This window comes from Mumia sp. ZJ1417 (genome assembly GCF_014127285.1).
Taxonomy (GTDB): Bacteria; Actinomycetota; Actinomycetes; order Propionibacteriales; family Nocardioidaceae; genus Mumia.
In genome coordinates, this window is the sequence record NZ_CP059901.1 from 3,251,197 (window position 1) to 3,275,988 (window position 24,792).

At 69.8% G+C, this 24,792-nt stretch carries 21 protein-coding genes; 5 read left to right on the forward strand and 16 right to left on the reverse strand.

Translation table 11 applies throughout. The annotated features are described in order from the left end of the window. Positions 1 to 55: 55 nt before the first annotated feature. Together H4N58_RS15815 and H4N58_RS15820 are read right to left on the reverse strand one after the other, a co-directional pair. On the reverse strand, positions 56 to 1,144 hold the full coding sequence (locus tag H4N58_RS15815) for a glycoside hydrolase family 25 protein (protein ID WP_167005321.1): 1,089 nt from the start codon (positions 1,142 to 1,144) through the stop codon (positions 56 to 58). Positions 1,145 to 1,483: 339 nt separating this feature from the next. Continuing rightward, positions 1,484 to 2,320 carry a universal stress protein gene (locus H4N58_RS15820; protein ID WP_167005324.1) on the reverse strand — a complete coding sequence of 279 codons (837 nt, stop codon included), beginning with the start codon at positions 2,318 to 2,320 and terminating at the stop codon, positions 1,484 to 1,486. A gap of 55 nt (positions 2,321 to 2,375) precedes the next feature. On the opposite strand from H4N58_RS15820, the gene deoC reads away from it, so the two are divergent. The 4 genes from deoC to H4N58_RS15840 are packed head-to-tail and all read left to right on the forward strand — an operon-like array spanning position 2,376 to position 6,288. Then, complete coding sequence (deoC, locus tag H4N58_RS15825) at positions 2,376 to 3,320, forward strand: deoxyribose-phosphate aldolase (protein ID WP_167007076.1); 945 nt, start codon at positions 2,376 to 2,378, stop codon at positions 3,318 to 3,320. Positions 3,321 to 3,329: 9 nt separating this feature from the next. After that, entirely contained in the window at positions 3,330 to 4,811 is a 1,482-nt protein-coding gene (locus tag H4N58_RS15830) for an aldehyde dehydrogenase family protein (RefSeq protein ID WP_167251680.1), read from the forward strand. Further along, the gene (locus H4N58_RS15835) at positions 4,808 to 5,668 is read left to right on the forward strand and encodes an aldehyde dehydrogenase family protein (protein WP_167251679.1); all 861 of its coding nucleotides are present in this window, start codon (positions 4,808 to 4,810) and stop codon (positions 5,666 to 5,668) included. Before H4N58_RS15830 ends, H4N58_RS15835 begins: the two co-directional genes overlap by 4 nt. After that, positions 5,665 to 6,288, forward strand: coding sequence for a uridine kinase (locus H4N58_RS15840; protein WP_167251678.1), 624 nt, complete (start codon positions 5,665 to 5,667; stop codon positions 6,286 to 6,288). Before H4N58_RS15835 ends, H4N58_RS15840 begins: the two co-directional genes overlap by 4 nt. Here the strand turns inward: H4N58_RS15840 and H4N58_RS15845 are convergent. The 14 genes from H4N58_RS15845 to H4N58_RS15910 all read right to left on the reverse strand — a co-directional run bounded on the left by H4N58_RS15845 (position 6,263) and on the right by H4N58_RS15910 (position 23,747). Next, the gene (locus tag H4N58_RS15845; RefSeq protein ID WP_167251677.1) at positions 6,263 to 7,879 is read right to left on the reverse strand and encodes a substrate-binding domain-containing protein; all 1,617 of its coding nucleotides are present in this window, start codon (positions 7,877 to 7,879) and stop codon (positions 6,263 to 6,265) included. The two genes, H4N58_RS15840 and H4N58_RS15845, sit on opposite strands and share 26 nt — an antisense overlap. A 101-nt stretch (positions 7,880 to 7,980) precedes the next feature. After that, the gene (locus H4N58_RS15850; protein WP_167251676.1) at positions 7,981 to 9,591 is read right to left on the reverse strand and encodes a substrate-binding and VWA domain-containing protein; all 1,611 of its coding nucleotides are present in this window, start codon (positions 9,589 to 9,591) and stop codon (positions 7,981 to 7,983) included. Between the two features lie 67 nt (positions 9,592 to 9,658). After that, positions 9,659 to 10,726 carry an adenosine deaminase gene (locus H4N58_RS15855; RefSeq protein WP_167005342.1) on the reverse strand — a complete coding sequence of 356 codons (1,068 nt, stop codon included), beginning with the start codon at positions 10,724 to 10,726 and terminating at the stop codon, positions 9,659 to 9,661. 21 nt (positions 10,727 to 10,747) lie between these two features. Next, positions 10,748 to 12,031: a thymidine phosphorylase gene (locus H4N58_RS15860; RefSeq protein WP_167007079.1), complete on the reverse strand. Its 1,284-nt coding sequence runs from the start codon at positions 12,029 to 12,031 to the stop codon at positions 10,748 to 10,750. A gap of 2 nt (positions 12,032 to 12,033) precedes the next feature. Then, entirely contained in the window at positions 12,034 to 13,245 is a 1,212-nt protein-coding gene (locus H4N58_RS15865; protein WP_243845152.1) for a cytochrome P450, read from the reverse strand. A gap of 23 nt (positions 13,246 to 13,268) precedes the next feature. Next, complete coding sequence (locus H4N58_RS15870) at positions 13,269 to 13,703, reverse strand: cytidine deaminase (RefSeq protein WP_167005345.1); 435 nt, start codon at positions 13,701 to 13,703, stop codon at positions 13,269 to 13,271. Next, positions 13,700 to 14,959: an ABC transporter permease gene (locus tag H4N58_RS15875; protein ID WP_167005348.1), complete on the reverse strand. Its 1,260-nt coding sequence runs from the start codon at positions 14,957 to 14,959 to the stop codon at positions 13,700 to 13,702. The genes H4N58_RS15870 and H4N58_RS15875 overlap by 4 nt, the downstream gene beginning before the upstream one ends. Next, positions 14,956 to 16,050 carry an ABC transporter permease gene (locus H4N58_RS15880; RefSeq protein WP_167005351.1) on the reverse strand — a complete coding sequence of 365 codons (1,095 nt, stop codon included), beginning with the start codon at positions 16,048 to 16,050 and terminating at the stop codon, positions 14,956 to 14,958. Before H4N58_RS15880 ends, H4N58_RS15875 begins: the two co-directional genes overlap by 4 nt. Beyond that, positions 16,047 to 17,552, reverse strand: coding sequence for an ABC transporter ATP-binding protein (locus H4N58_RS15885; RefSeq protein WP_167005354.1), 1,506 nt, complete (start codon positions 17,550 to 17,552; stop codon positions 16,047 to 16,049). Before H4N58_RS15885 ends, H4N58_RS15880 begins: the two co-directional genes overlap by 4 nt. 108 nt (positions 17,553 to 17,660) lie before the next feature. Beyond that, positions 17,661 to 18,734, reverse strand: coding sequence for a BMP family protein (locus H4N58_RS15890; protein WP_167005357.1), 1,074 nt, complete (start codon positions 18,732 to 18,734; stop codon positions 17,661 to 17,663). Between the two features lie 248 nt (positions 18,735 to 18,982). Further along, on the reverse strand, positions 18,983 to 20,164 hold the full coding sequence (locus tag H4N58_RS15895) for an amidohydrolase (protein WP_167005360.1): 1,182 nt from the start codon (positions 20,162 to 20,164) through the stop codon (positions 18,983 to 18,985). Positions 20,165 to 20,306: 142 nt separating this feature from the next. Beyond that, complete coding sequence (locus tag H4N58_RS15900; RefSeq protein ID WP_167005363.1) at positions 20,307 to 21,053, reverse strand: succinate dehydrogenase/fumarate reductase iron-sulfur subunit; 747 nt, start codon at positions 21,051 to 21,053, stop codon at positions 20,307 to 20,309. Further along, positions 21,050 to 23,023 (reverse strand): fumarate reductase/succinate dehydrogenase flavoprotein subunit, encoded by a 1,974-nt coding sequence (locus H4N58_RS15905; protein ID WP_167005366.1) that lies wholly within the window; start codon positions 23,021 to 23,023, stop codon positions 21,050 to 21,052. The genes H4N58_RS15900 and H4N58_RS15905 overlap by 4 nt, the downstream gene beginning before the upstream one ends. Positions 23,024 to 23,027: 4 nt before the next feature. After that, the gene (locus tag H4N58_RS15910) at positions 23,028 to 23,747 is read right to left on the reverse strand and encodes a succinate dehydrogenase cytochrome b subunit (RefSeq protein ID WP_167251675.1); all 720 of its coding nucleotides are present in this window, start codon (positions 23,745 to 23,747) and stop codon (positions 23,028 to 23,030) included. Between the two features lie 87 nt (positions 23,748 to 23,834). Between H4N58_RS15910 and H4N58_RS15915 the strand changes: the two genes are divergently transcribed. After that, positions 23,835 to 24,758, forward strand: a complete 924-nt coding sequence (locus H4N58_RS15915) for a LysR family transcriptional regulator (protein WP_167005372.1) — start codon at positions 23,835 to 23,837, stop codon at positions 24,756 to 24,758. Positions 24,759 to 24,792 lie beyond the last annotated feature (34 nt).

Here is a 24,792-nt window from a genome sequence, read left to right on the forward strand (position 1 = left end):
CGTGCCTCTCATGAGAGGCACGGCGCGTCTGCGTCCGTACGGGTGCGAGCGGACCTCAGCGGGTCAGGCCTGGGACACCGCTCAGCTTCTTGCCCGACTCAGCATGCTCGGTGAGCGCGTCGAGCAGGACGCCAGGCAGCGGGGACTTCGCGCTCTTCTCGGCGGATGCGCCTTCGATCCGCGCGTCGGCGACCTTCGGCTCCTCCGCCGCAGGGGCGGCTGCCTTGGGAGCGGCGGGGCGCTCGCCCGACCGGCTGGTCTGTGTCTCGGCGGCGGCCGTCTTGGCGCTCCGGGCGAGGTCGGAGCTCGGCGGCGCGAGGCGCGCGGCGACCTGAGGCGAGGCGACGTTCACATCGGCGAGCCCGGGGACACCGGGGACGCGTGCGGTGCTGGAGTGCTGCCAGATCGCCTGCTTGCGCCACGGTGCGGGTACGGTCGGGCGCCGCGTCTCGTAGTGCGCGACCCACAGGGGGTACTTCGCGAAGGGGATGGAGCCGCGGACGGACGCGTTCCAGAAGCCCGGACCGGTGTAAAGGAGCGGGCGTGTGCCCGTCATCCGCTCGACCGTCTGAAGCCAGCGCTTGGCCCAGTTGCGCAGGTGGGAGCGCGAGCGGCCGTCCGTGTCCTCGAGGTCGAGGACGAGCATCGGCTTGTCGACGCCCGTACGGCGGACCTGGTTCACGAAGTGGCGTGCCTGCGCGACGGCAGGGGTCCCCGGACGCGCGAAGTGGTAGTAGCCGGTGGCGAGGCCGGCACGCTGACTCGCACGGCCGTCGGTCTTGGCGTACTCGTTGACGAACGACCGCCCCTCGGTCGCCTTGATGAAGGCGTAGGTGTAGCCGGCCTTGCGGACCTTGGTGAAGTTGATCGCCCGGCCCCGCGGGTGCTGGTGCCCCGAGACATCGATGCCGCGTGCGACGCCGTTGCTGGACTTGTCGGCGGCCTTCGCGGACACCGCCTTGGTCGCGGACGCCGCGGATGCCACGGATGCTGCGGAGGTCTGGGCCGCGGGGGTCTGAGCCGGGACTTGCGCCGCCGAGGCGGGCGCCGAGGTGGCGAGGGTGGCGCCTACGAGTGAGGCGCCGACGGCGAGCACGACCACGGCTGCGTGGCGTGCCCGGCGTCGGAGGATAGGGGTGTTCATGGTGCTGCTCCTGTACCGGTCGGTCATGGCGTAGCGACCGGTCCGGAGCAGGCGGGATCGACCGAGCACAAGGGCTCGGTGAACATCGTGAGGACTGCCTCTTACGCGCCGGGGGTCGCACGTACGGCGCCCGGAAGCGGCGGATACCGCCGCCACCGGACGCACAGGAGCGGATGCTCGTCATCCCAGCGTCCACGCCCGCCCGGGGGTGCGGGGGACGCTACACGCAAGGCCACTGAGGGCCGTACTCCTTATCCGAGAGTGACATATCTGAACAAATCGGACAAATAGCACGTGCAACGCCAGCTGGCAGTGCGCCAGGACGAGCAGTGGCGCAGGTCAGCGCACGACAGCGACCGCGCACCGAGCGTGGTGCAGCAGGCTCTGGCTCACCGAGCCCAGCAGCATGCCCTCGAACGCGCCCCTCCCCCGCGAGCCGACCACGACGAGCGCGGCTGTCTCCGACGCATCGGCGAGCGCGACCGCAGCAGGAACCGTGATCGCCTCCTGCTGAACGCTCACCCCGGGGTAGCGGGCGGACAGGGGCGCCACCACGTCCGCGAGCACCCCCTCCGCGACCGCGATCTCGTCGCCGACGTTGGTCGGGATGTATCCCGAGAGGATCGCGGGGCTCGACGCCGACGTACGGAAGCCGTACACCACCGTCAGATCCACCCCCGTCGCAGCCGCATAGGCGAAGGCCCACTCCACGGCGGGGGCGGACTCGTCCGAACCGTCGGTGCCGACGACAACCCGGGTCGCCTGCGGTCGTGCAGGCTCCCTGATGACCACGACCGGAGAGTCGGCGTGGCGAGAGACGTGCTGGCTCACCGAGCCGACCACCAGACCCTCGATCGCCCCGTGGCCCTGACTCCCCAGCACGACGACGGACGCCTCCGACGAGAGCGCGATGAGCTCCTCGGACGCCTTTCCTACGCGCGTCTCGACCTCGTACGTCGTCGCGCCGGCCTCCGCCAGCACGGACTGGGCCTCCTGGACCAGGGTCGTCTCGACCTCGTCAGCGGCGTCGGAGCCCGCCAGGTCGTGCCCCAGGACGGCGACCGCTCTCACCGCCGCCCCGGTCGCCACCGCGTAAACACTCGCCCACCTGAGCGCGAGCGTCGCATCCTCCGAACCATCGATTCCGACCACGACCGGTCCCTGTGCATCAGCCATGCCCCCAGCATGGGGGGTAGCACCTCCCACACGCATTTAGACTGGCCTTGTGACCATGACACCCACCGTGCTCGGCAGCGCCGCCGACGTCCGGTCCGTGCTGGGCGACCTCTCCGGGGTCGACCAGGTCGGGCTGGAGGCGCGCGCCGCCGCACTCGCGACCCGATCCATCAAGAAGGACGCCAAACGCACGGCGATCGACCTCGCGATCTCGATGGTCGACCTGACGACGCTCGAGGGGGCCGACACCCCCGGCAAGGTGCGGTCGCTGGCCGCGAAGGCTCTGCGCCCGGACCCGTCCGACCCGACCTGCCCGCAGGTCGCTGCTGTCTGCGTCTATCCCGACCTCGTCGCCGTCGCCCGCGAAGCCCTCGGCGACGCGCCTGTCGGCGTCGCGAGCGTCGCCACCGCGTTCCCGTCCGGACGCGCCGCGCTGCCGATCAAGATCGCTGACACCGAGAACGCCGTCGCCGCGGGTGCCAGTGAGATCGACATGGTCATCGACCGTGGCGCGTTCCTCGCCGGCGACCTGCTGAAGGTGTACGAGGAGATCGTCGCCGTCCGCGCGGCGTGCGAGCGTGGCGACGGCTCTCGCGCCCACCTCAAGGTGATCCTCGAGACCGGCGAGCTGGCGACGTACGACAACGTCCGTCGCGCGTCCTGGCTGGCGATGCTCGCCGGAGCCGACTTCATCAAGACCAGCACCGGCAAGGTCTCCCCTGCGGCGACGCTGCCGGTGACGCTGCTCATGCTCGAGGCGGTGCGTGACTTCCGCGACGCCTTTGGCGTGCAGGTGGGTGTCAAGCCCGCAGGCGGCATCCGGACGACCAAGGACGCCTTCAAATACCTCGTCACGGTCAACGAGACCGCAGGCGTCGACTGGATGACGCCAACCTGGTTCCGGTTCGGGGCGTCGAGCCTGCTCAACGACCTGCTCATGCAGCGCCAGAAGTTCGAGACCGGCCGTTATGCCGGACCCGACTACGTGACGATCGACTGAGGCACCGACATGGCTGACCACGCCGTACCCCCCACACCGCTCGACTACGCACCAGCACCCGAGTCGCGGGCCATCGTCGACCTCCAGCCCTCGTACGGGCTGTTCATCGACGGCTCCTTCACCGAAGGGGTCGACGGCCGGACGTTCAAGACCGTCAACCCCGCGACCGAGGAGGTGCTCGCCGAGGTCACCGAGGCGACCGACGCCGACGTCGACGCCGCGGTCGCCGCCGCCCGCCGCGCCTTCCGCAGCTGGTCGCGGATGCCGGGCCGCGAGCGTGCGAAGTATCTCTACCGCATCGCCCGCATCCTCGCTGAGCGCAGCCGCGAGCTGGCCGTGCTGGAGTCGCTCGACAACGGCAAGCCGATCAAGGAGTCGCGCGACGTCGACATCCCGCTCGTGTCGCAGTGGTTCTTCTACTACGCCGGATGGGCCGACAAGCTCGCGTACGCAGGGCTGGGCTCCCAGCCGCGCCCCCTCGGGGTCGCCGCCCAGGTGATCCCCTGGAACTTCCCGCTGCTGATGCTGTCGTGGAAGATCGCGCCCGCGCTCGCCGCCGGCAACACGGTCGTCCTCAAGCCCGCCGAGACCACGCCGCTGACCGCGCTCCTGTTCGCCGAGATCTGCCAGCAGGCCGACCTCCCGCCGGGCGTCGTCAACATCATCACCGGCGCCGGTGCGACCGGGCAGGCGCTCGTCACCCACCCCGACGTCGACAAGGTCGCGTTCACCGGGTCGACCGACGTCGGCCGCCAGATCGCGCGGTCGGTCGCCGGCACTGACAAGCGACTCACCCTCGAGCTCGGCGGCAAGGCCGCCAACATCGTCTTCGAGGACGCCCCGATGGACCAGGCGATCGAAGGCATCGTCTCCGGGATCTTCTTCAACCAGGGCCATGTGTGCTGTGCCGGCTCTCGGCTGCTGGTCCAGGAGAACGTGTACGACGACGTCATGGAGCGCCTCAAGCGCCGCATGACCACGCTGCGCGTCGGCGACCCCCTCGACAAGAACACCGACATCGGTGCCATCAACTCCCGCGAGCAGCTCGACCGCATCACCGCGCTCGCGAGCACCGGTGACGACGAGGGCGCCGAGCGCTGGTCGCCACCGTGCGAGCTCCCGACGTCGGGCTTCTGGTACGCGCCGACCGTCTTCACCGGCGTGACCCAGGCCCACCGCATCGCGCGCGAGGAGATCTTCGGCCCGGTGCTGTCCGTCCTCACGTTCCGGACGCCGGACGAGGCGGTCGCCAAGGCCAACAACACTCCGTACGGTCTGTCGGCGGGCGTCTGGACCGACAAGGGGTCGCGCATCCTCGCGATCGCCGACCGCCTCCGTGCCGGGGTCGTGTGGGCCAACACCTTCAACAAGTTCGACCCAGCCTCGCCGTTCGGCGGATACAAGGAGTCCGGCTACGGCCGCGAGGGCGGGCGCCAGGGCCTCGCCGCGTACCTCACGAGCGCAGACCTTCAGGAGGGCGAGACCGCATGAGCCGGCTCGACGTACGCAAAACGTACAAGCTCTACATCGGCGGGGCGTTCCCCCGCTCCGAGTCCGGCCACACGTACGAGGTGACCGACACCCAGGGCCGCTTCCTGGCCAACGCGGCCAAGGCCTCGCGCAAGGACGCCCGCGACGCCGTCGTGGCGGCCCGCAAGGCCTTCGGCGGCTGGGCAGGGCGTACCCCGTACAACCGGGGCCAGATCCTCTACCGCGTCGCCGAGATGATCGAGGGACGCCACGACCAGTTCACGGCCGACGTCGTCGCCGCCGAGGGGCGGACCAAGGCGCAGGCGGCCAAGGTCGTCGACGCCGCGATCGACCGGTGGGTCTGGTACGCGGGGTGGGCCGACAAGCTCGCCCAGGTCACCGGCAACGCCAACCAGGTCGCCGGGCCGTACTTCAACCTCTCCTCCCCCGAACCGACCGGCGTCGTCGCCGTGGCCGCACCCGCCGACGACAGCCTGCTCGGCCTGGTGTCGGTGCTCGCACCGGTGATCGTCTCCGGCAACACCGCCGTCGTCGTCACCTCGTGCGAGCGGCCGCTCGCCGCCGTCACGCTCTCCGAGGTCCTCGCGACCTCCGACGTGCCCGGCGGCGTGGTGAACGTCCTCACCGGCGACGTCACCGAGCTCGGGCCCTGGCTCGCGGCACACCTCGACGTCAACGCGCTCGACCTGACCGGGGTCGACGACCACGACCTCGCCACCGAGCTCGAGGCCGAGGCCGCGATCAACCTGAAGCGCGTGCTGCGCCCCAGCAGCCCTGACTGGACGGCCGAGCCGTCGATCGCCCGCATGACGGCCTTCCTCGAGACGAAGACCGTGTGGCACCCCGTGGGCGTGTGAGCACCCCCGTCGGTGTCGTCGTCCTGTCCGGTCCGTCCGGCTCCGGCAAGTCCCGGGTCGCCGAGCGCAGCGGGCTGCCCGTGGTCAGGCTCGACGACTTCTACCGCGAGGCAGGCGACCCGGGCCTGCCCACGATCACGTTCGGCGAGACCGAGGTCGTCGATTGGGACGACCTCCGGTCGTGGGACGCCGAGGCGGCGTGCGATGCCCTCGAGACGCTGTGCACCACCGGCACGGTCGACGTGCCGGTGTACGACATCTCTCTGAGCCGTCGCACGGGTTGGCACACGCTCATCCTCGGCGACGCCACCATGGTCGTCGCCGAGGGACTCTTCGCGCACGTCATCGTGGCCGAGCTCGCCCGGCGCGGGTTGCTCGTCGACGCGCTGTGTGTCCGCCACCACCGGCTCGTCACGTTCGTCCTGCGACTGGCGCGCGACCTGCGCGAGAAGCGCAAGTCGCTGCCTGTGCTGCTGCGTCGCGGCCTGCACCTCACGCGCGAGGAGCCGGCCGTGGTCGCGCTCGCGGAGGAGCACGGCTGCCGGCCCGTCACGCCCCGCCAGGCCGAGCGCCGGATCGCGGCGCTCGGCGGCATCAGTGGCGCGAACGCAGGGCGTTGACGAACACGTCCGCGATCTCGCCCGGCTGGCGCGCCAGGTAGACCTGCCCGCCGGTCGCCTTCGCGATCTCCTGCAACGAGAACGCGTCGGCGTCCTCGGTGATGCCGATCGCGATCACGACGACGGGGCGCGCCGGGTCGCGCTCGCGCTTGAGCGTCTCGACGAGCTTGGCGCGCGAGATGCTCCCCGGGTCGTCGTTGCGCCCGCCCGTGAGGATGATCACTGAGTTGACGGCCTTCGGGTCGTACCGCGCCTGCACGGTCCGGTAGGCCGCCAGCGTCGTGTCGTACAGGCCCGTGCGGCCACCGACGAGCTTGCGGAGCGACTTCGTCTGCTGCACCACGATGTCGCGCTGGTTCTTGCCCCCCGTGGTGGCGGTGAGCGGCCTGATGGGAGCGAGCTCCTTCCAGTCCTTCTTGCCGTCGAGCTTGCGCGAGAAGGCCCACGACCCGAGCGACCACGAGTCGGGCATCAGCCCGAGCCCGGTCAGCGCGGCCGCCGTGGTCAGCCCCATGCGGGTCGAATCGCCGGCACGCTCCCCCATCGGCTCGGACACGTCGATCACGGCGAGCGCCCGCGCCGGGAGGGCGATCAAGGACCAGCGCCGCAGGGTGTCGGCGATGACGGCTGGGTCCTCGATCGTCATCGACGCGAAGGAGCCGATCGCGCTGCCCTCGGAGAGCGGCTCGCCGGACGGGGCTCGGAACCCGGCCTTCTCGAGCGAGGCGAGGCCCTTCGCCGACGTCAGCGCGGCCGCGAGCGCCTTCGCCGCGGCCTCGTGGGCCGGATCGCCCGAGACGAGGGCCAACGGATAGCCGAGCGCGAAGCTCCCCTCCCCCGGCAGCACCGGCACGAAGGAGTCGGCGGCCGCCGACGCGTTGAAGACCTGCTCGCTGACGACAGTGCTCCCGCCGGACTTCGCGGTCGTGTCGAGCAGCCCCGCGGGGTCGGCCGTCGCGGGGTTGCCGGACTGCCTCTGGGCCAGCGTCACCTGTGCCGAGCTGACGGTGTCGAACGCCGCCGGCGTCAGGCTGCTCCCTGCCTCTGCATGCGCGGCGAGCAGCGGGGCCGTTGCGGTCGCGGTCGACAGCGGGTCACCGATGGTGAACCCGGGGTTGGTGAGCACCTGGAGCCACTTCGAGGGCGGATCGCCGCCGCTCTTCGGCCACGCGAGGACGACAGGCGAGGTCGCCACCGAGCGGACGAGCGTACGCGGAGCCTCGACCCCTTCGACGAGCTGGCCGGCGACGCGCGTCAGCCACACGCTCGAGTCGGGGATCCAGACGTCGGGTGCCCCGTCGTCGAGCGTGACCGCCTGCGAGGTGAGCGCGGGTTGTTCGGCGAGGACCTCGTACGACACGCACCTGTCGGTGTCGGCGCGCTCGGTCGCGGCTTCGACGATCGGCGCGAGCTCCGGGGTGACCGCGACCCGCACCGGGGCCGTCTTCGCGCAGTCGGCGGCCGCTGGCTCGTCATCGTCTCGCAGCACGAGGAAGCCGACGACCAGGACCACCACCACTGCGAAGCCGATCGCGTACGTCATCGGTCGGTTGTCGGCGCCGTCCTTGGCGTCCGCATGACGTCCTGCCATTGGTCCTTGCTCCTACCCGAGGGCCTAGGCGCCACACCGACAGCGCTGCGCCGCCCGTGCGAACGGACGGCGCGACGCCGGGTGAGCGGAGTGTGAGTGTGTCACCCTCGGGCTTCGAGGGCGTTGACGAACACCTTCGGGATCTCTGAAGCCTCCCGCGCGATGTAGGCCTGGCCCCCCGTGGCCTTCGCGATCTTGTTGAGGGCGTCCTCGTCGGCGTCCTCGGTGATCCCGATCGCGATGACGGTGACCGGACGCGCCGGGTCACGCTCGCGCTGGATCGTGGCAAGGAGCTCGGACTGGGACAGGCTGTCTGAGTCCTCGTTCTTGCCGTCAGTGAGGATGATGACCGAGTTGATCGACTTCGGGTCGTACTGCGCCTGGACGGTGCGCCAGGCCGCGAGAACCGTGTCGTACAGACCCGTGCCGCCGCCGACCAGCGTCCCCATCTGCTTGATCTTCTCGACGACCAGGTCGCGGTGCTTGACCCCGCCGTCGACCGAGCCGAGCTTGCGGATCGGGGCGAGCTTCTTCCAGTCCTGCTCGCCGTCGAGCTTGTGCGAGAACGCCCACGAGCCGACGGCCCACGAGTCGGGCATCAGGGAGAGCCCTGTCAGCCCCGCCTCGATGGTCAGGCCCATGCGAGTGGAGTCGCCGACCTGCGCCTCCATCGAGCCCGACACGTCGATCACGGCGACGGTCTGCGCGGGAAGCGCGATGACCGACCACTTGCGCAGGGTCTGCGCGATGAGCTGCGGGTTGTCGAGCGCGATCGGGGTGAACTGGCCGACGCCCTTGCCCTCCGGCAACGGCTCACCCGACGGCTTGCGGAAGCCCGCCTCGGTCAGACCCTTGACACCGTCGGCGGACCCGAGGGCCGACGTGAGCGCCTTTGCGGCGCGGGCGTTGCCGGGGTTGTCGGACGCGGCGGCGAGCGGGTAGTCGAGGACCAGGCTGCCGGTCTTGGGGATCACGGCGACGAACTCGGCGCTGCCCGGGACGGCGCTGAACGTCTGCTCGCTCACGACCGTGCTGCCACCGACCTTCGCGACGTCGGCGAGCAGCTCGGCAGGGTTGGTCTTGGGTGCAGCAGCCGACTGGCGCTGCGCCAGCGTGACCAACGCGGCCCCGACGGTCTCGGCGCTCGTGAGCCCCTTCGCTGCCTCAGCCTGCGCAGCGAGGAGCGGCACGGTGGCCTGCGTCGTCGCGAGCGCGTCACCGTTGGTGAACTTCGGGTCGGACATCGCCTGGAGCCAGGTGTCGGGGCGTCCCGGCCCGCCCTTCGGGAGAGCGAGCACGACGGGTGATGTCGCCACGGACTTCGTGACGACCTCCGGACCAGCAGCACCCTCGGGCTGCTGCGCGGTGACGCGCGCGAGCCAGAGCGTCGAGTCCGGGATCCACAGATCTGGCGCTCCCTCACCGATCGCGAGCGACTGCGCGACGAGAGCCGGGGCCTGCGCCTCGACCGTGTACGCCGCGCAGGCGTCCTCGCCGACACGCTCGACCGCCGCCTCAACGACCGGCGCGATCTCGGGCGCGACGGCGACGGACACGTCGTGCGTCGTCGCGCACGACGCAGCGGCCGGGGCCTCTTTGTCCCTCAGGACGAAGACCCCGGTGAGGATCGTGGCGATGACAACGAGTCCGATGCCGTACTGCCACTTATGGCCGGCCTCGTTCTCCTTGGCAATGGCGTGACGCCCGCCCATGGATTCTCCCTACTTCGTGGCATGTTTCACACGCGGCTGCGCACAAGGTAGCAGAGTCCGGAAAGGGCTATATAGCATAACCCGGCTTGATCGCATCTTGGATGAGCGCGAGCCGCTGGTCGAAGGGGAGGAACGCGCTCTTCATCGCGTTCACCGTGAACCACCGGAGATCGTCCAGATCGTAGCCGAACGCCTCCACGAGAAGCGACATCTCTCGGGTCATGGACGTCTGGCTCATCAGCCGGTTGTCGGTGTTGACGGTGACGCGAAAACCCAGCGACGCGAGCGTGCCGATGGGGTGCTCGGCGATCGACGGCGCCGCCCCTGTCTGGACATTCGACGACGGGCACAGCTCGAGCGGGATGCGCTTGTCACGCACGTACGCGGCAAGCAGACCGAGGCGTGGCTCGTCCGGATCGGTGAGGTCGATGTCGTCGATGATCCGGACACCGTGACCGAGCCGGTCGGTGCCGCACCACTGGATGGCCTGCCAGATCGACGGCAGCCCGAACGCCTCGCCGGCGTGGATGGTGAAGTGCGCGTTCTCGCGGTGGAGGTACTCGAACGCGTCGAGGTGCCTGGTGGGCGGGTAGCCGGCCTCGGCGCCGGCGATGTCGAAGCCGACGACGCCGCGGTCGCGGTACGCCACGGCGAGCTCGGCGATCTCGAGCGAGCGCGCCTGGTGCCGCATCGCGGTGAGGATCTGGCGCGCGTGAATCGTCCGTCCGCGCCTCGCGGCCTCGGCCGTCCCCTGCACGAACCCCTCGCGCACGGCGTCCACGGCGCCGGTCAGCGTGAGGCCCTCGCGGAGGTGCTGCTCAGGAGCCCACCGCACCTCCGCGTACACGACGCCGTCGTCGGCAAGGTCCTCGACGCACTCGCGGGCGACCCGTACGAGGTCGTCGGTCGTCTGCATCACGCCGACGGTGTGCTCGAACGTCTCCAGGTAGCGCACGAGGCTCCCCGACGTCGCGGCGGCGGCGAACCAGTCACCGAGCTCTCCCGGATCGACGACCGGCAGCGCGTGCCCCGTCCGCGTGGCGATCTCCGCGACGGTCTCCGGGCGCACGCCCCCGTCGAGATGGTCGTGCAAGAGGACCTTCGGGACGCGCGCGATCTGCTCGGGGCTCACCATCGGCCCAGCCTAGTGCGGCGCTCAGACGATGCGCTCGAGCACCGGGGACGTACGAGGCTCGGGTGCGGCGTCCACCACGTCGTAGCCGCCGTCGAGCGCAGCGAGCGCCCTCGCGAACCGCTCAGGAGTGTCCGTGTGCAGCGTCATCAACGGCTGGCCCGTACGGACACGGTCTCCCGGTCGTACGTGCAGCTCGACCCCGGCGCCGGCCTGGACCGACTCGCCAGGACGCGAGCGGCCCGCGCCGAGGCGCCACGCCGCGAGCCCGACCGCCATCGCGTCGACGCGGCCCACGTAGCCGTCACGGTCGGCGGCGACGACCTGGATGTCGGAGGCGTGCGGCAGCTCCGCGTCAGGGTCGCCGCCCTGCGCGGCGATCATGCGGCGCCACACGTCCATCGCACGGCCGGAGGCGAGCGCGTCCGCGGGATCGACGTCCTCGCGCCCGGCGGCCGAGAGCATCTCGCGGGCGAGCGCGAGCGTCAGCTCGACGACGTCGGCGGGACCGCCGCCTGCGAGCACCTCGACGGACTCGGCGACCTCGAGCGCGTTGCCGGCGGTCATCCCGAGCGGCGTCGACATGTCCGTGACGAGCGCGCGGGTGTCCACGCCGGCAGACGTGCCGAGCGCCACCATCGTGCGAGCGAGCTCGCGGGCGGCGTCGAGGTCCTTCATGAACGCGCCCGACCCGACCTTGACGTCCAGCACGAGCGCGCCGGTGCCTTCGGCGATCTTCTTGCTCATGATCGAGCTCGCGATCAGCGGGATCGACTCGACCGTGCCCGTAACGTCACGCAGCGCGTACAGCTTCTTGTCCGCGGGAGCGAGCCCTGAGCCGGCGGCGCAGATCACCGCGCCGACGTCCTCGAGCTGACGCATCATCTCGTCGTTCGACAGGTCGGCGCGCCACCCCGGGATCGACTCGAGCTTGTCGAGCGTCCCGCCGGTGTGCCCGAGCCCACGGCCCGACAGCTGCGGCACCGCGACGCCGCAGGCGGCGACCAGCGGCGCCAGCGGGAGCGTGATCTTGTCACCGACCCCGCCCGTCGAGTGCTTGTCGGCCGTCGGCCACGAGAGCCCGGAGAAGTCCATCCGCTCACCACTGCGGATCATCGCGTCGGTCCAGCGGGCGACCTCGGCGAACTCCATGCCGTTGAGCACGATCGCCATCGCCAGCGACGCCATCTGGACGTCGGCCACCTCGCCGGACGTGTAGCCGTCGACGACCCAGTCGATCTGCGAACCGGACAGCGCGTGCCCGTCACGCTTCGCCGCGATCACCTCGACAGCGTCGTGCCTGCCCATGCTCATGCGGCCTCTCCTAGATCGATCTCGACACCTTCGAACCCACGCAGCACCCAGGTCGGGCGGCGTGGTGCAACTCCGTTCAGCGCGAGCCGCGGGAACCGCTCGAGCAGCCGGCCCAGCGAGATCTCGAGCTCCATCCGTGCCAGCGGCGCGCCGAGGCAGAAGTGCAGTCCCATCCCGAACCCGACGTGCGGGTTGGGGTCGCGCGACACGTCGAACGCGTCGGGCTCGGCGAACACCGCGGCGTCACGGTTGGCCGAGCCCATCAGGCAGGCCACCTTCTCGCCCGTACGGACCTTGGTGCCCGCGATCTCGACGTCCGCCGTCGCCGTACGCTCGAACAGCTGCAGCGGCGCGTCGTAGCGGATCAGCTCCTCGAGCGCCGTCGCGACCGACACCGCGCCGGACAGCACGCGGTCGCGCTGTGCCGGGTGGGACAGCAACGCGTGGACACCGTTGCCGAAGACGTTGACCGAGGCCTCGTGGCCGGCGTTGAGCAGCAGCACGACCGTCGCCACCAGCTCGTCCTCGCTCAGGCGGGCGGCACCGCCGGACTCCGTGTCGCGCTCGGCGATCAGGTCGGTCAGCAGGTCATCACCGCGGATACCGCGGGCCATCTGCGCCTTGCGCTCCGCGACGAGCGCGGCGACGTACTCGCTGAACGCGACGCTCGCCGTGATCGCCTCGCGCTTGGTCTCCTCGCCGACGCCCTGCTCGTACATGTGGACGATGCCCTGCGACCACGTCCGCAGCTGGGCGTGGTCGTCGCCAGGGACGCCGAGGAGGTCGCAGATGACGTACACCGGGAGCGGCTCCGCATAGTCGCCGAGGATGTCGGCCGTGCCCGAGAGTCCGTCGAGCAGCCGTGCGGTGAGCGCCTCGACGCGCGGGCGCATCCGCTCGACGTGGCCGCGCCCGAACGCGCCCGCGACCAGACGGCGCAGCCGCGTGTGGGCCGGCGGCTCGTTCTCCATCATCTGGTTGCGATGGAGCGCGTTGAACGGCTCCATGTCGTCGGTCGGCTCCCAGTCGGTCCAGATCCGTCCGAGCCGCCGCTTGCGAAGCGTCTGGCTGACCGCGTCGTGCGTGGTCGCGAGCCACCGCTGGGTCGGCTCGTGCCACAGCATCGGGCCCGCAGCGCGCAGCTCGGCGAGCACCGGGTACGGGTCGGCGACGAAGGCGGGATCGCTCAGGTCGACATCGATCTTCACGGGTTCATCATCGCTCGCAACTCTCAGGACCGGGCCGCGAGGTCTTCGTCGTCGAACGCGTCGGGCAATACCTCGGTCATCGGTACGACGCCGCGGACGGTGCGCAGCAGCATCTGCGGACCACCGTTCTCCCAGAGAAGCTGGCGACAGCGACCGCACGGCATCACCGGCTGCTCGGCGCCGTTCACGCACGCGACCGCGACGAGCCGGCCACCGCCCGTGGAGTGCAGCGACGACACCATGCCGCACTCGGCGCACAGCGCGACGCCGTACGCGGCGTTCTCGACGTTGCAGCCGACGACCACACGGCCGTCTTCGGTGAGGCCCGCGGCACCGACGCGATAGTGCGAGTACGGGGCGTACGCGCGCCGCATGACCTCGACCGCCGCGTCGTGGAGGACCTCCCAGTCGACGTCGCCCCCGCCCCCGCCGGTCGAGCCTGTCGAGACCCCGCTCATCCGGCTTGGCCCTTGCGATAGGGCTTGCCGTCGGCCGCGGGCATGCGGAGACGTTGCGTCCCGAGTGCGAGCACGAGCAGCGTCGCGACGTACGGGGTCATGCCGGCGAACTCACGCGGCACCTCGTCGCTGAGCAGGTACCACACCAGGAAGCCCACGCCCACGGCGCCGAACAGGATCGCGTTCTTGCGGTCGCCCTTGCGCAGGCGCAGCAGCATGAAGACGAGCAGCAGGACCGCCACGAGGAGCAGCAGCGCGTGCACGGCGGCGGCGTTGCGCAGCTGCATCGCGTCGGTGTAGCCGAACATCGTCGCCGCACCTGCGGCACCGAACGGCCGCCAGTTGCCGAAGATCATCGCCGCGAGGCCGATGTAGCCACGTCCGCCGGTCTGCCCGGTGACGAAGCCGCTGGACGAGACCAGCACCAGCATGTAGCCGCCGAGTCCGGCGAAGACGCCGGAGATGATGACCGCGATGTACTTGAACAGATAGACGTTGACGCCCAGCGTCTCGGCAGCCTGCGGGTTCTCGCCGCACGAGCGCAGCCGCAGACCGAACGTCGTCTTCCAGAGGATCCACGAGGTGAACACGACCAGCGCCGCGACCAGGTAGACCATGATCGACATGTTGCGGGTGAGCGCCGCGACCACGGCCGCGAGGTCGGAGATCACGAACCAGTGCTTCTCCGCGAGGTCGGCAGCAGCCTCCCCGAGCCAGGGGATCTCGACCTTCGGCGGGGTCGACAGACCCGTCAGCTGCTTGATGCCGCCGCCGTCGAGATCACGGAAGTACGCCTCGGCGAGGAACGCGACCGCGCCGGCGCCGATGATGTTGAGCGCCACGCCGGAGACGATGTGGTCGACGCCGAACGTGACGGTCGCGATCGCGTGGAGGATGCCGCCGAGGGCGCCCATCAGAGCGGCGCCGATCAGGCCGACCCACGGACCGTAGAAGTAGGTGAAGTAGGCGGCGCCCCAGGTCCCGAGGATCATCTGGCCCTCGAGGCCGATGTTGACGATGCCGGCACGCTCGGCCCACAGACCGCCGAGCGCGGCGAGCAGGATCGGGCACGTGGCGATCAGCGCGGCCTGGATCGTCCCGACCGAGTCGATCTCGTGGGCGCCGCTGATGAGGCGGACGGACGCGACGAGCGCGAGGAAGCCGAACGTGACCACGAGCCAGCGGTAGGAGCGTCCGAGCGACGCGGACGGGGACGGCGGCGGCGGGGGCGCCGTCTCGGTGACCACGGTGCTCATGCCGAGACCTCCTCAGGGGTCGCGTCGGGACGGGGTGCCTGGGCCACCTGCCGCTCCTCGGCGCGGACGCGATAGCGGCGCACGAGCTCGTAGGCGATGACGACTGCGAGCACGATGATGCCCTGGGTGATCTGGATGACCTCGACGGAGATGCCGGCCTCGATGGTGAGGCGGTTCGACTGCTCGTTGAGGAACGCGAACAGCAGCGCGGCGAACGCGATCGGGAGCGCACGGTTGCGTCCGAGCAGCGCGACGGCGATGCCGGTGAAGCCGAGTCCGAGCTGGAAGGTGGTGCCGTAGTAGTGCGCGCTGCCGAACAGCGACGGCATCCAGATGAGGCCCGCGATGCCACCGGAGATGAGCAGCGTCAGCATCGTCATCTTCTTGGTGTTGACGCCGCTGGCCACCGCCGCCGACTCCGACTGGCCGGTCGCACGCAGGTCGAAGCCGAAGCGGGTCTTGTTGAGGACGAGCCAGAACGCGATGCCCGCGAAGACGGCGAGCAGCCCCAGGGTCCAGACCTCCCCGGAGGCCTTCTCGAACGGCTGCCAGCCGGGGACCTGGCTGGACTCCGGGATCTCGGTCGTACGACGCGAGTCGCCGGCCTTGAACCCATACGTGTTGAGGAGGTAGCCCGTGATGGTCACCGCGATCGCGTTGAGCATGATCGTCGAGATGACCTCGCTCACCCCGCGGGTGACCTTCAGCAGGCCTGCGATGCCCGCCCACGCGGCGCCGGCCGCGACCGCGACGAGCAGCGAGCCGAGCACGTTGAGGGCGCCGGGCAGCAGCGCCGCCCCGGCGAACACGGCTCCGGCGTACGCGGCCATGCGGTACTGGCCCTCGACACCGATGTTGAAGAGGTTCATCCGGAAGCCCACCGCGGCAGCGAGCGCGGAGAGGTAGATCAACGACGACTGGTTGGCGATGTTGACCAGGATCCGGTCAGCGGGCCACGAGAAGATGATCCCGATGAAGTCCGAGGCCGAGCCTCCGGAGATCTCGATGACCAGGCTCGTGACAGCCAGCGAGAACGCGATCGCGAGCAGCGGCGCGGCGATCGCGATGCCCACGTTGCGCAGCTGGTTCATGCTTCCTCCTGTCCGCCCGTCATGGCCTCACCGAGGTCCTGCGGGGTGACGGTTTGCGGGTCGAACGAGCCGACGATGCGACCGCGGAGGATGACCTCGATGCGGTCGGACAGGCCGATGAGCTCGTCGAGGTCTGCCGAGATGAGCAGGACGGCGAGCCCGGCGCGTCGGGCGTCCTTGATCTGGTCCCAGATCGCCGCCTGCGCGCCGACGTCGACGCCGCGGGTCGGATGGGCCGCGATCAGCAGGCTGGGCTTGCCCGACAGCTCGCGCCCGACGATGAACTTCTGCTGGTTGCCGCCCGACAGCGCGCGCGCCATGGTGTCGATGCCGGGTGTGCGGACGTCGTACTGCTCGACGATCCGCTCGGAGTCGCGGCGGGCGCCGCCGCGGTTGATCCATCCGCCCTTGACGGCGACGTCCTCGTACGCGTGGCCGAGGATGCGGTTCTCCCACAACGGGGAGTCGAGCAGGAGCCCGTGCCGGTGCCGGTCCTCAGGGATGTAGCCGATCCCGGCGGCGCGACGGCGACGGGTGGCCCACTGCGAGATGTCGGTGTCGCCGAGCTCCACCTCGCCCGTCGTGGGCCGCATCGCGAGGATCCCCTCGACGAGCTCTGTCTGGCCGTTGCCCTCGACGCCGGCGATGCCGAGGACCTCGCCGCGGTGGATCTCGAGGTCGATGCTGTCGAGCACCGTACGGCCGAACTCGTCGACCATCGTGAGGTCGCTGACGCGCAGCTCGACGACGTCGGTGACCGTCGACTCCTCGGTCTCGGGCGACGGCAGCTCAGAGCCGACCATGAGCTCGGCGAGCTGGCGCTTGGTGACCTGCTTGGGGTCGGGGCTGCCGACCGTGGTGCCGCGTCGCATCACCGTGATCGCATCGGCGATCGCGAGCACCTCGTCGAGCTTGTGCGAGATGAACAGGAGCGTGTGCCCCTGGGCCTTGAGACCCTCGAGGTTGGCGAAGAGCGCCTCCACCTCCTGCGGGACGAGGACCGCCGTCGGCTCGTCGAGGATGATGATCTTGGCGCCGCGGTAGAGGACCTTGAGGATCTCCAACCGTTGGCGCGCGGCGACGCCGAGTGCCTCGACCAGCACGTCGGGGTCGAGGTTGAACCCGAACCGGTGCGAGATCTCCCGGACCTGCTCACGGGCCTTCGCGCCGGTGCCGTACAGCTTCTCGGCGCCGAGAACGACGTTCTCGAGCACCGTGAGGTTGTCGGCGAGCATGAAGTGCTGGAACACCATGCCGATGCCGCGCGCGATCGCGTCGGACGGGCTGGCGAACTCGACCTTCTCACCGTCGATGGTGATGGTCCCGCCGTCAGGCTTCTGCACCCCGTACAGGATCTTCATCAGCGTCGACTTGCCGGCCCCGTTCTCGCCGACGAGCGCGTGGACCGTTCCGGGTGCGATGCGCAGGTTGACGTCGTCGTTCGCGATCACACCGGGGAATCGCTTCTCGATCCCCTCGAGCTCCACCGCGGAGGTCGTCATCGTGCTCCTTCTGAGTACCGATCGAGAGGCGTGGGCCCGGGGCGGCAGAACGCCACCCCGGGCCCATCACGACCTTGGAGGGAGGGCGCGTCGGCCCTCCCCCGAAGGTCACGGCGCGGTCGGAACCTTGATCTCGCCGCTCTTGATCTGATCGGCGTAGCCGTCGAGGTCGCCGATGATGTCGTCGACGTATCCGCCCGAGGTGGCGTAGCCGACGCCATCCTTGGCGAGATCGTACGTCTGGTAACCCACCAGCGGCGAATCCTCGGCCACGGCGCTGATCGCGTCGTAGGCCGCGACGTCGACGCGCTTGAGCATCGAGGTCAGGATGTGCGGCTTCTCCGTGTCGGAGGCGGTCTGCCACTGGTCGGAGTCGACACCGATGGCCCACATGCCGTCACCGGCCTCGACGGCAGACTGGAAGACACCCGCACCCGAGCCGCCGGCAGCGTGGTAGACCACGTCGGCGCCCTGGTCGAACATGCCGGTCGCTGCTGCCTTGCCTCCGGCGGGATCGTTGAAGCCGCTCGCGTCGGACTCCTCGATGTACTTCACCTGGATCTTGATGTCGGGCTTCACCGCCTTCGCACCTGCGGCGTAGCCGGCCTCGAACTTCTTGATGAGGTCGGAGTTGACGCCACCGACGAAGCCGACGTTGTTGGTCGTCGACTTCAGCGCCGCAGCGGCACCGACGAGGAAGGAGCCCTGCTCCTCGGCGAAGGTGAGGTAAGCGACGTTGTCGTTGGCCTGGTCGTCGGGGTCGAAGCCGTCGACCACGTCGAAGCTGACGTCCGGGTAGTCCGGCGCCACCTTGTTGACGGCCTCGCTGTAGAGGAATCCGACGGCGATGATCGGATCGTGCTCGGCGTCGGCCAGCTGGCGGAGGCGGTCCTCGCGAGCCGACTCGGCCTCGCCGTCCTGAGCCTCGGCCTCGGTGCACCGGGCGCCGAGCTCGTCGACAGCCTTCTTCACACCGACCGCGGCGGCGTCGTTGAACGACTTGTCGCCCTGACCACCCACGTCGTAAGCGATGCCGACCTTGGGGCCGTCACCTTCGGCGACCGAGCAGTCGAGCGTGTTGCTGCTGCCGGCATTGTCGTCGTCGCCGCCGTTGTCATCGTCGCTGCCGCAGCCGGCCAGAGCCAGCACGGCCACCGCGGCCAGCGCGGTGATCTTGCCCATTCGACGCAAGAGGACTCCTCAGTCACGAGTGTTCATCGCCCCGGGCCATCCCCAGAGGATTTTCGAACAATAACCCCGTCAACCCTTGACACGTGGGTGAACCCCTCGCGGGGAGAGGACCCGATACTCACTTGTTATCCTGAAAGACGGGCTGTTGCCGTACCGACGTCCGGCATCGGAGAACACCCACAATCAGGCGGCGACGACGATGGCGACAGTTGCCGTAGTCGCGGCCTCCGATCGCTCGGTCAGAGGGTCGGAGCGCTTGCCAGGGCCGCCATCGCGAGGACCTTCGCGCCGATCGCGACCGCGCGCTCGTCGATGCGCAGGTTGCCCTGGTGGAGGTCGTACGTGGGCCCCCCGGGCGTCCGGGTGCCGAGCCGGCCCATCGACCCCGGGACGGACTCGACGAACCACGCGAAGTCCTCTCCCCCGAGGCTCTGGCTGGTGCTCGTCACCGCGCTCGGACCGAGGGCGACCGCGACCGCGTCACGCAGGATCTCGGTCGACTCCACGTCGTTGACGACGGGCGGCACACCCTGGGTGTAGGTGACCTCGGCGTCGACCCCGTACGGAGCGACGATCTCGCGCACCAGCGCCCGTACGAGGTGCTCTGCCTCGTGCCAGGCGGTCGCGTCGAGCATCCGCAGCGTGCCGGTGGCCTCTCCCGTCGCGGGGATCACGTTCGGCGCGCTCCCGGCGTTGATGCTCCCCCAGACCAGGCTCGCGCCGGCACGGGGGTCGAGCCGCCGCGACAACGCGGCCGGCAGCTGCGTGCAGAGGGTCGCCAGGGCGAACGTGAGGTCCTGGGTGAGGTGCGGGCGTGAGGTGTGCCCGCCGCGACCGGTCAGCTGGATGCGGACACGGTCGGCCGCGCCGGTGATGGACCCTTCACGCAGGCCGACGAGACCGACGTCGAGCGAGGGGTCGCAGTGCAGCGCGAACGTCCGCGAGACCCCCGACAGCGCCCCGGCGGCGAGGACCGCGAGGGCGCCCCCGGGCATGACCTCCTCGGCCGGCTGGAACACCAGCCGGACGCGCACCGGCAGGCCGCCGTCGTGGGCGAAGCGCGCGAGCGCGCCCGCGGCGCCTAGCAGCGCTGTCGTGTGCACATCGTGGCCGCAGGCGTGCGCGACGCCGGGGACCGCCGAACGCCACGGGTCGGACGTCTTGTCCGCGACCGGCAGCCCGTCGAGGTCGGCGCGCAATGCGACGATCATGCCGTCGTGCTCACCGATCTCCGCGACGAGGCCGGTCGGGTCGAGCCGCGTCGCCTCGATACCGAACTTGTCCAGCCAGCGCGCGACCACCTCGGTGGTGCGGTGTTCCTGCCAGGACAACTCCGGATGGGCGTGCAGGTCACGGCGGACGTCGAGCAGGTCAGGCACGAGTGCATCGACGGCCGCGACGAGGTCCGCGGGCGTGGGCATGCCCCCAGGCTAACGCTCGTCGTGTGCCGCGCCGCACGGTGCACGCGCCGCGAGACGAGCCGAGGCTGCCATCCATCCTCGGACGTCATACGGATCGCGGGTCGGGACCCACGATCCGTATGACGTCACGGGTGAGCGACCGTCAGGCCTTGCCCTTGGCGAGCGCGCCGAGCAGGTCGCGGTTGAGCCGCGAGATCGTGTCGAGCGGGATGCCCTTGGGGCAGGCCGCCGTGCACTCACCGATGTTGGTGCAGTTGCCGAAGCCCTCGTGGTCGTGCTGCTCGACCATCCCGACCACGCGCGAGGCACGCTCGGGCTGGCCCTGCGGGAGCAGACCGAGGTGGGTGATCTTGGCAGCGGTGAACAGCATCGCCGAGCCGTTCGGGCACGCCGCCACGCAGGCGCCGCAGCCGATGCAGGTCGCGGCCTCGAACGCGTGGTCGGCGTCCTCCTTCGGCACGGGGAGATTGTTGGCCTCCGGAGCCGATCCTGTGGGAGCGCTGATGTAGCCGCCGGCCTGGATGATGCGGTCGAACGCACCCCGGTCGACGACGAGGTCCTTCACGACCGGGAAAGACGACGAGCGCCACGGCTCGATGTCGATGACGTCGCCGTCCTTGAACGAGCGCATGTGCAGCTGGCACGTGGTCGTACGCTCCGGGCCGTGCGCGAGGCCGTTGATGACCAGGCCGCACATGCCGCAGATGCCCTCGCGACAGTCGCTGTCGAACGCGATCGGCTCCTCGCCCTCGAGGGTGAGGCGCTCGTTGAGCACGTCGAGCATCTCGAGGAACGACATGTGCTCCGAGACGTCGTCGAGGTCGTACCCGACCATCTTGCCCTCGGCGGACGGGTTGGCCTGACGCCACACACGAACGGTGATCTTCACTTGTAGCTCCGCTGCTTCATCTCGACGTTCTGGTAGATCAGGGCTTCCTTGTGGAGGACCGGCTTGCCGCCGTCCCCACCGAACTCCCATGCGGCGACGTACGCGAAGTCGTCGTCGTGGCGCAGTGCCTCGCCGTCCTCGGTCTGGCTCTCGACGCGGAAGTGGCCGCCGCACGACTCACGGCGGTGCAGCGCGTCGATGCACATGAGCTCGCCGAGGTCGATGAAGTCGGCCACGCGGCCGGCGCGCTCTAGGGTCTGGTTGAGGTCCTCGTTGACGCCGGTGACCTTGACGTTGCGCCAGAACTCGGTGCGCAGCTCGCGGATCAGCTCGATCGCCTTGAGCAGGCCGCCCTCGGTGCGGGCCATGCCGCAGTACTCCCACATGATGGTGCCGAGCTCGCGGTGGAACGAGTCGACCGTACGGGTGCCGTTGATCGACAGCAGCTTCTCGATGCGGTCGGTGACCTGCTGCTTCGCCTCGACGGCCGCGGGGTGCGTCTCGTCGATCGGCTCGTACGGGCCGTCGGCGAGGTAGTTCGCCAGCGTGTACGGGAGCACGAAGTAGCCGTCGGCCAGGCCCTGCATCAGCGCGCTGGCGCCGAGGCGGTTGGCGCCGTGGTCGGAGAAGTTGGCCTCACCGGTCACGAACAGGCCGGTGATCGAGCTCTGCAGGTCGTAGTCGACCCAGAGGCCACCCATCGTGTAGTGGACCGCCGGATAGATCCGCATCGGCGTCTCGTACGGGTTCTCGCCCGTGATCTGGGCGTACATGTCGAAGAGGTTGCCGTACTTCGCCTCGACCGTGTCGCGTCCGAGGCGCGCGATCGCGTCGGCGAAGTCGAGGTAGACGCCGAGCCCGCCGGGTCCGACGCCACGCCCCTCGTCGCAGACGTACTTCGCGGCGCGCGAGGCGATGTCACGTGGCACGAGGTTGCCGAAGGACGGGTACTGGCGCTCCAGGTAGTAGTCGCGCTCGTCCTCGGGGATCTGCGAGGCGGGACGGTCGTCGCCGGCCTTCTTGGGGACCCAGATGCGACCGTCGTTACGCAGCGACTCGCTCATCAGCGTCAGCTTCGACTGGTAGTCGCCGGAGACGGGGATGCAGGTCGGGTGGATCTGCGTGTAGCAGGGGTTGCCGAAGTAGGCGCCCTTGCGATGCGCACGCCAGTTGGCGGTGACGTTGCAGCCCATCGCGTTGGTCGACAGGAAGAAGACGTTGCCGTAACCGCCGGTCGCGAGGACCACGGCGTCGGCGAAGTGCGACTCGATCTCGCCGGTCACCATGTCTCGGACGATGACGCCGCGGGCACGCCCGTCGGCGACGATGACCTCGAGCATCTCGTGGCGCGTGTGGTTGATGACCGTGCCAGCGGCGACCTGACGCTCGAGCGCCTGGTAGGCGCCGATCAGCAGCTGCTGACCGGTCTGGCCACGGGCGTAGAACGTACGGGACACCTGGACGCCGCCGAAGGAGCGGTTGTCGAGCAGGCCGCCGTACTCGCGGGCGAAGGGGACGCCCTGCGCGACGCACTGGTCGATGATCTCCACCGACACCTGCGCGAGGCGGTAGACGTTGGACTCGCGGCTGCGGAAGTCGCCGCCCTTGACCGTGTCGTAGAACAGGCGGTAGATCGAGTCGCCGTCGTTGCGGTAGTTCTTGGCGGCGTTGATGCCACCCTGCGCGGCGATCGAGTGCGCGCGCCGCGGGCTGTCCTGGTAGCAGAAGCTGGTGACGTGGTAGCCGGCCTCGCCGAGCGTGGCGGCGGCGGAGGCACCGGCCAGGCCGGTGCCGACGATGATCACCTTGAGCTTGCGACGGTTGGCCGGGTTGACGAGCTTGGCCTCGAAGCGGCGGGTGTCCCAGCGCTTCGTCACGTCGACGTCGGGCGCCTTGGTGTCGGCGATCGGCTCACCGAGGTCGTAGATGTCGGTGAAGTCGTCGGTGCGTGCGTGTGTGTTGACGGTCATGGGGTCAGCCCACCCATCCGAAGAAGATGGCGAACGGCGGAACCAGGAACCCGATCGTGATGATCCCTGCCACCGCGTACGCGAGGACGTTGAGGTTGCGGCGCGCCTTCACGCTGGTGTTGGCGCCGAGCGTGGTCAGGGCGCTCCAGACGCCGTGGCGCAGATGGAACCCGACCGCGAGCAACGCGATCGTGTAGGCGAGCACCATGTACCACTCGCCAAAGGTGTTGAGCACCCGCTCGTACGGGCTCGGCGAAGCACCGCCCGGCGCGATGTCGTTCGTCGTGAGGTTGAGCAGGTGGAAGATGATGAACAGCAAGATGATGACGCCGCCCCAGCGGAGCGTGAACGACGCGTAGCTGCGCTGGAAGCCGCGCTTGTTCTGCTTCGACTTGTAGCGCGGGCCGGAACCGACCTTGATCGCCTTGTGGTCGCGCCTCGAGAGCACGACCGCGGCGTACACGTGGCCGATGATCGCGACCAGGAGCACCACACGGATGATCCAGAGGGCTCCCTCGCGCGGCAGGTAGGGCTCGCCCAGGATCCGCAGGTGGTGCGAGTACCCGTCGAAGGCGGCCTGACCGCTGAACACCTTGAGGTTGCCGTACATGTGAAGCAGCAGGTACCCGACCATGATCAGGCCGCTGACCGCCATGAGTGCTTTGAGCGCGACGGTGGAGCGTCGTGCGCCCATCCGCTGCTTGGTCATCTCAGTTGTCGCCACACGATCACGATAGGACGCAAGGTCACCTATGCGCTAAGTCATAGTGAGGCTTACTTTCATAGCCGTTGGCTATGAAACACTGGGTGGGTGCAGATCCATCAGCTCGCGTACTTCGTCGCGGTCGCCCGTACGCGACATTTCACCCAGGCTGCCGAGGAGTCCGGCGTCTCGCAGCCGAGCCTGTCCAAGCAGATCCGCGTCCTCGAGAACTCCCTCGGCACGGCGCTGTTCGAACGTGAGCGCGGCGCCGTCCGTCTCACTCCCGCCGGCGAGGCGCTCCTCCCCCACGCGCAGGAGATCCTCATCGAGGTCGACGAGGGTCTGCGCGCGGTCCGCGAGGTCAGCGGGCTCCAGCGCGGTCGTGTACGCGTCGGCGCGACGCCCTCGATGTGGGACGGGCTGATGGCCGACGCCATGGTCGCGTTCCGGTCGGCGTATCCGGGCATCGAGCTCGAGGTCACCGAAGGTGGCTCACGGCTGCTCACCCGCGACCTCGGCCGAGGTGCCCTCGACCTCGCGCTCGTCATCGTGCCGCTGCGAGGTGACGACCCGGACCTCGTCGCGACGCCGCTGCTGCGCGAGCGGCTAGTGGTCGCGGGTCCGGCCGACGCCTCTGGGCTCGGGCCGGGCCCGGTCGCGGTGCGCGATCTCGAGGGGGTGCCGCTGGTGATGTTCCGGGAGGGGTACGACCTGCGCGACACGACGACCAACGCGTGCCTCGACGCCGGTTTCGAGCCGACGATGGCGATCGAGGGCGGCGAGATGAACGCGGTGCTGCGCTTCGTCGAGGCCGGGCTGGGCTACGCCGTGGTGCCGAGCATGGTGCTCGCGTCTCGACCGGGGCTGCGGGGGACACCGATCGACGAGCCCGAGCTGACCCGGACGATCGCGCTCGCCCACCGTCGGACGCTCGCAATGCCGCTGGCCTCGCAGGCGTTCCGCGACCTGCTCGTGGCCTACCTACGCGGCCTGGCGGCCGACCAGCTCGGCGACATGGACCTCATCGGCTGAGCCGACCTGGGTGGTTGAGCCTGTCGAAACCACC

Bases quoted from the DNA above. Each gene is read 5' to 3' on its own strand.
- H4N58_RS15815 (WP_167005321.1), bottom strand. From the start codon at position 1,144: ATGAACACCCCTATCCTCCGACGCCGGGCACGCCACGCAGCCGTGGTC.
- H4N58_RS15820 (WP_167005324.1), bottom strand. From the start codon at position 2,320: ATGGCTGATGCACAGGGACCGGTCGTGGTCGGAATCGATGGTTCGGAG.
- deoC (WP_167007076.1), top strand. From the start codon at position 2,376: ATGACACCCACCGTGCTCGGCAGCGCCGCCGACGTCCGGTCCGTGCTG.
- H4N58_RS15830 (WP_167251680.1), top strand. From the start codon at position 3,330: ATGGCTGACCACGCCGTACCCCCCACACCGCTCGACTACGCACCAGCA.
- H4N58_RS15835 (WP_167251679.1), top strand. From the start codon at position 4,808: ATGAGCCGGCTCGACGTACGCAAAACGTACAAGCTCTACATCGGCGGG.
- H4N58_RS15845 (WP_167251677.1), bottom strand. From the start codon at position 7,879: ATGGCAGGACGTCATGCGGACGCCAAGGACGGCGCCGACAACCGACCG.
- H4N58_RS15850 (WP_167251676.1), bottom strand. From the start codon at position 9,591: ATGGGCGGGCGTCACGCCATTGCCAAGGAGAACGAGGCCGGCCATAAG.
- H4N58_RS15855 (WP_167005342.1), bottom strand. From the start codon at position 10,726: ATGGTGAGCCCCGAGCAGATCGCGCGCGTCCCGAAGGTCCTCTTGCAC.
- H4N58_RS15860 (WP_167007079.1), bottom strand. From the start codon at position 12,031: ATGGGCAGGCACGACGCTGTCGAGGTGATCGCGGCGAAGCGTGACGGG.
- H4N58_RS15870 (WP_167005345.1), bottom strand. From the start codon at position 13,703: ATGAGCGGGGTCTCGACAGGCTCGACCGGCGGGGGCGGGGGCGACGTC.
- H4N58_RS15875 (WP_167005348.1), bottom strand. From the start codon at position 14,959: ATGAGCACCGTGGTCACCGAGACGGCGCCCCCGCCGCCGCCGTCCCCG.
- H4N58_RS15880 (WP_167005351.1), bottom strand. From the start codon at position 16,050: ATGAACCAGCTGCGCAACGTGGGCATCGCGATCGCCGCGCCGCTGCTC.
- H4N58_RS15885 (WP_167005354.1), bottom strand. From the start codon at position 17,552: ATGACGACCTCCGCGGTGGAGCTCGAGGGGATCGAGAAGCGATTCCCC.
- H4N58_RS15890 (WP_167005357.1), bottom strand. From the start codon at position 18,734: ATGGGCAAGATCACCGCGCTGGCCGCGGTGGCCGTGCTGGCTCTGGCC.
- H4N58_RS15895 (WP_167005360.1), bottom strand. From the start codon at position 20,164: ATGCCCACGCCCGCGGACCTCGTCGCGGCCGTCGATGCACTCGTGCCT.
- H4N58_RS15905 (WP_167005366.1), bottom strand. From the start codon at position 23,023: ATGACCGTCAACACACACGCACGCACCGACGACTTCACCGACATCTAC.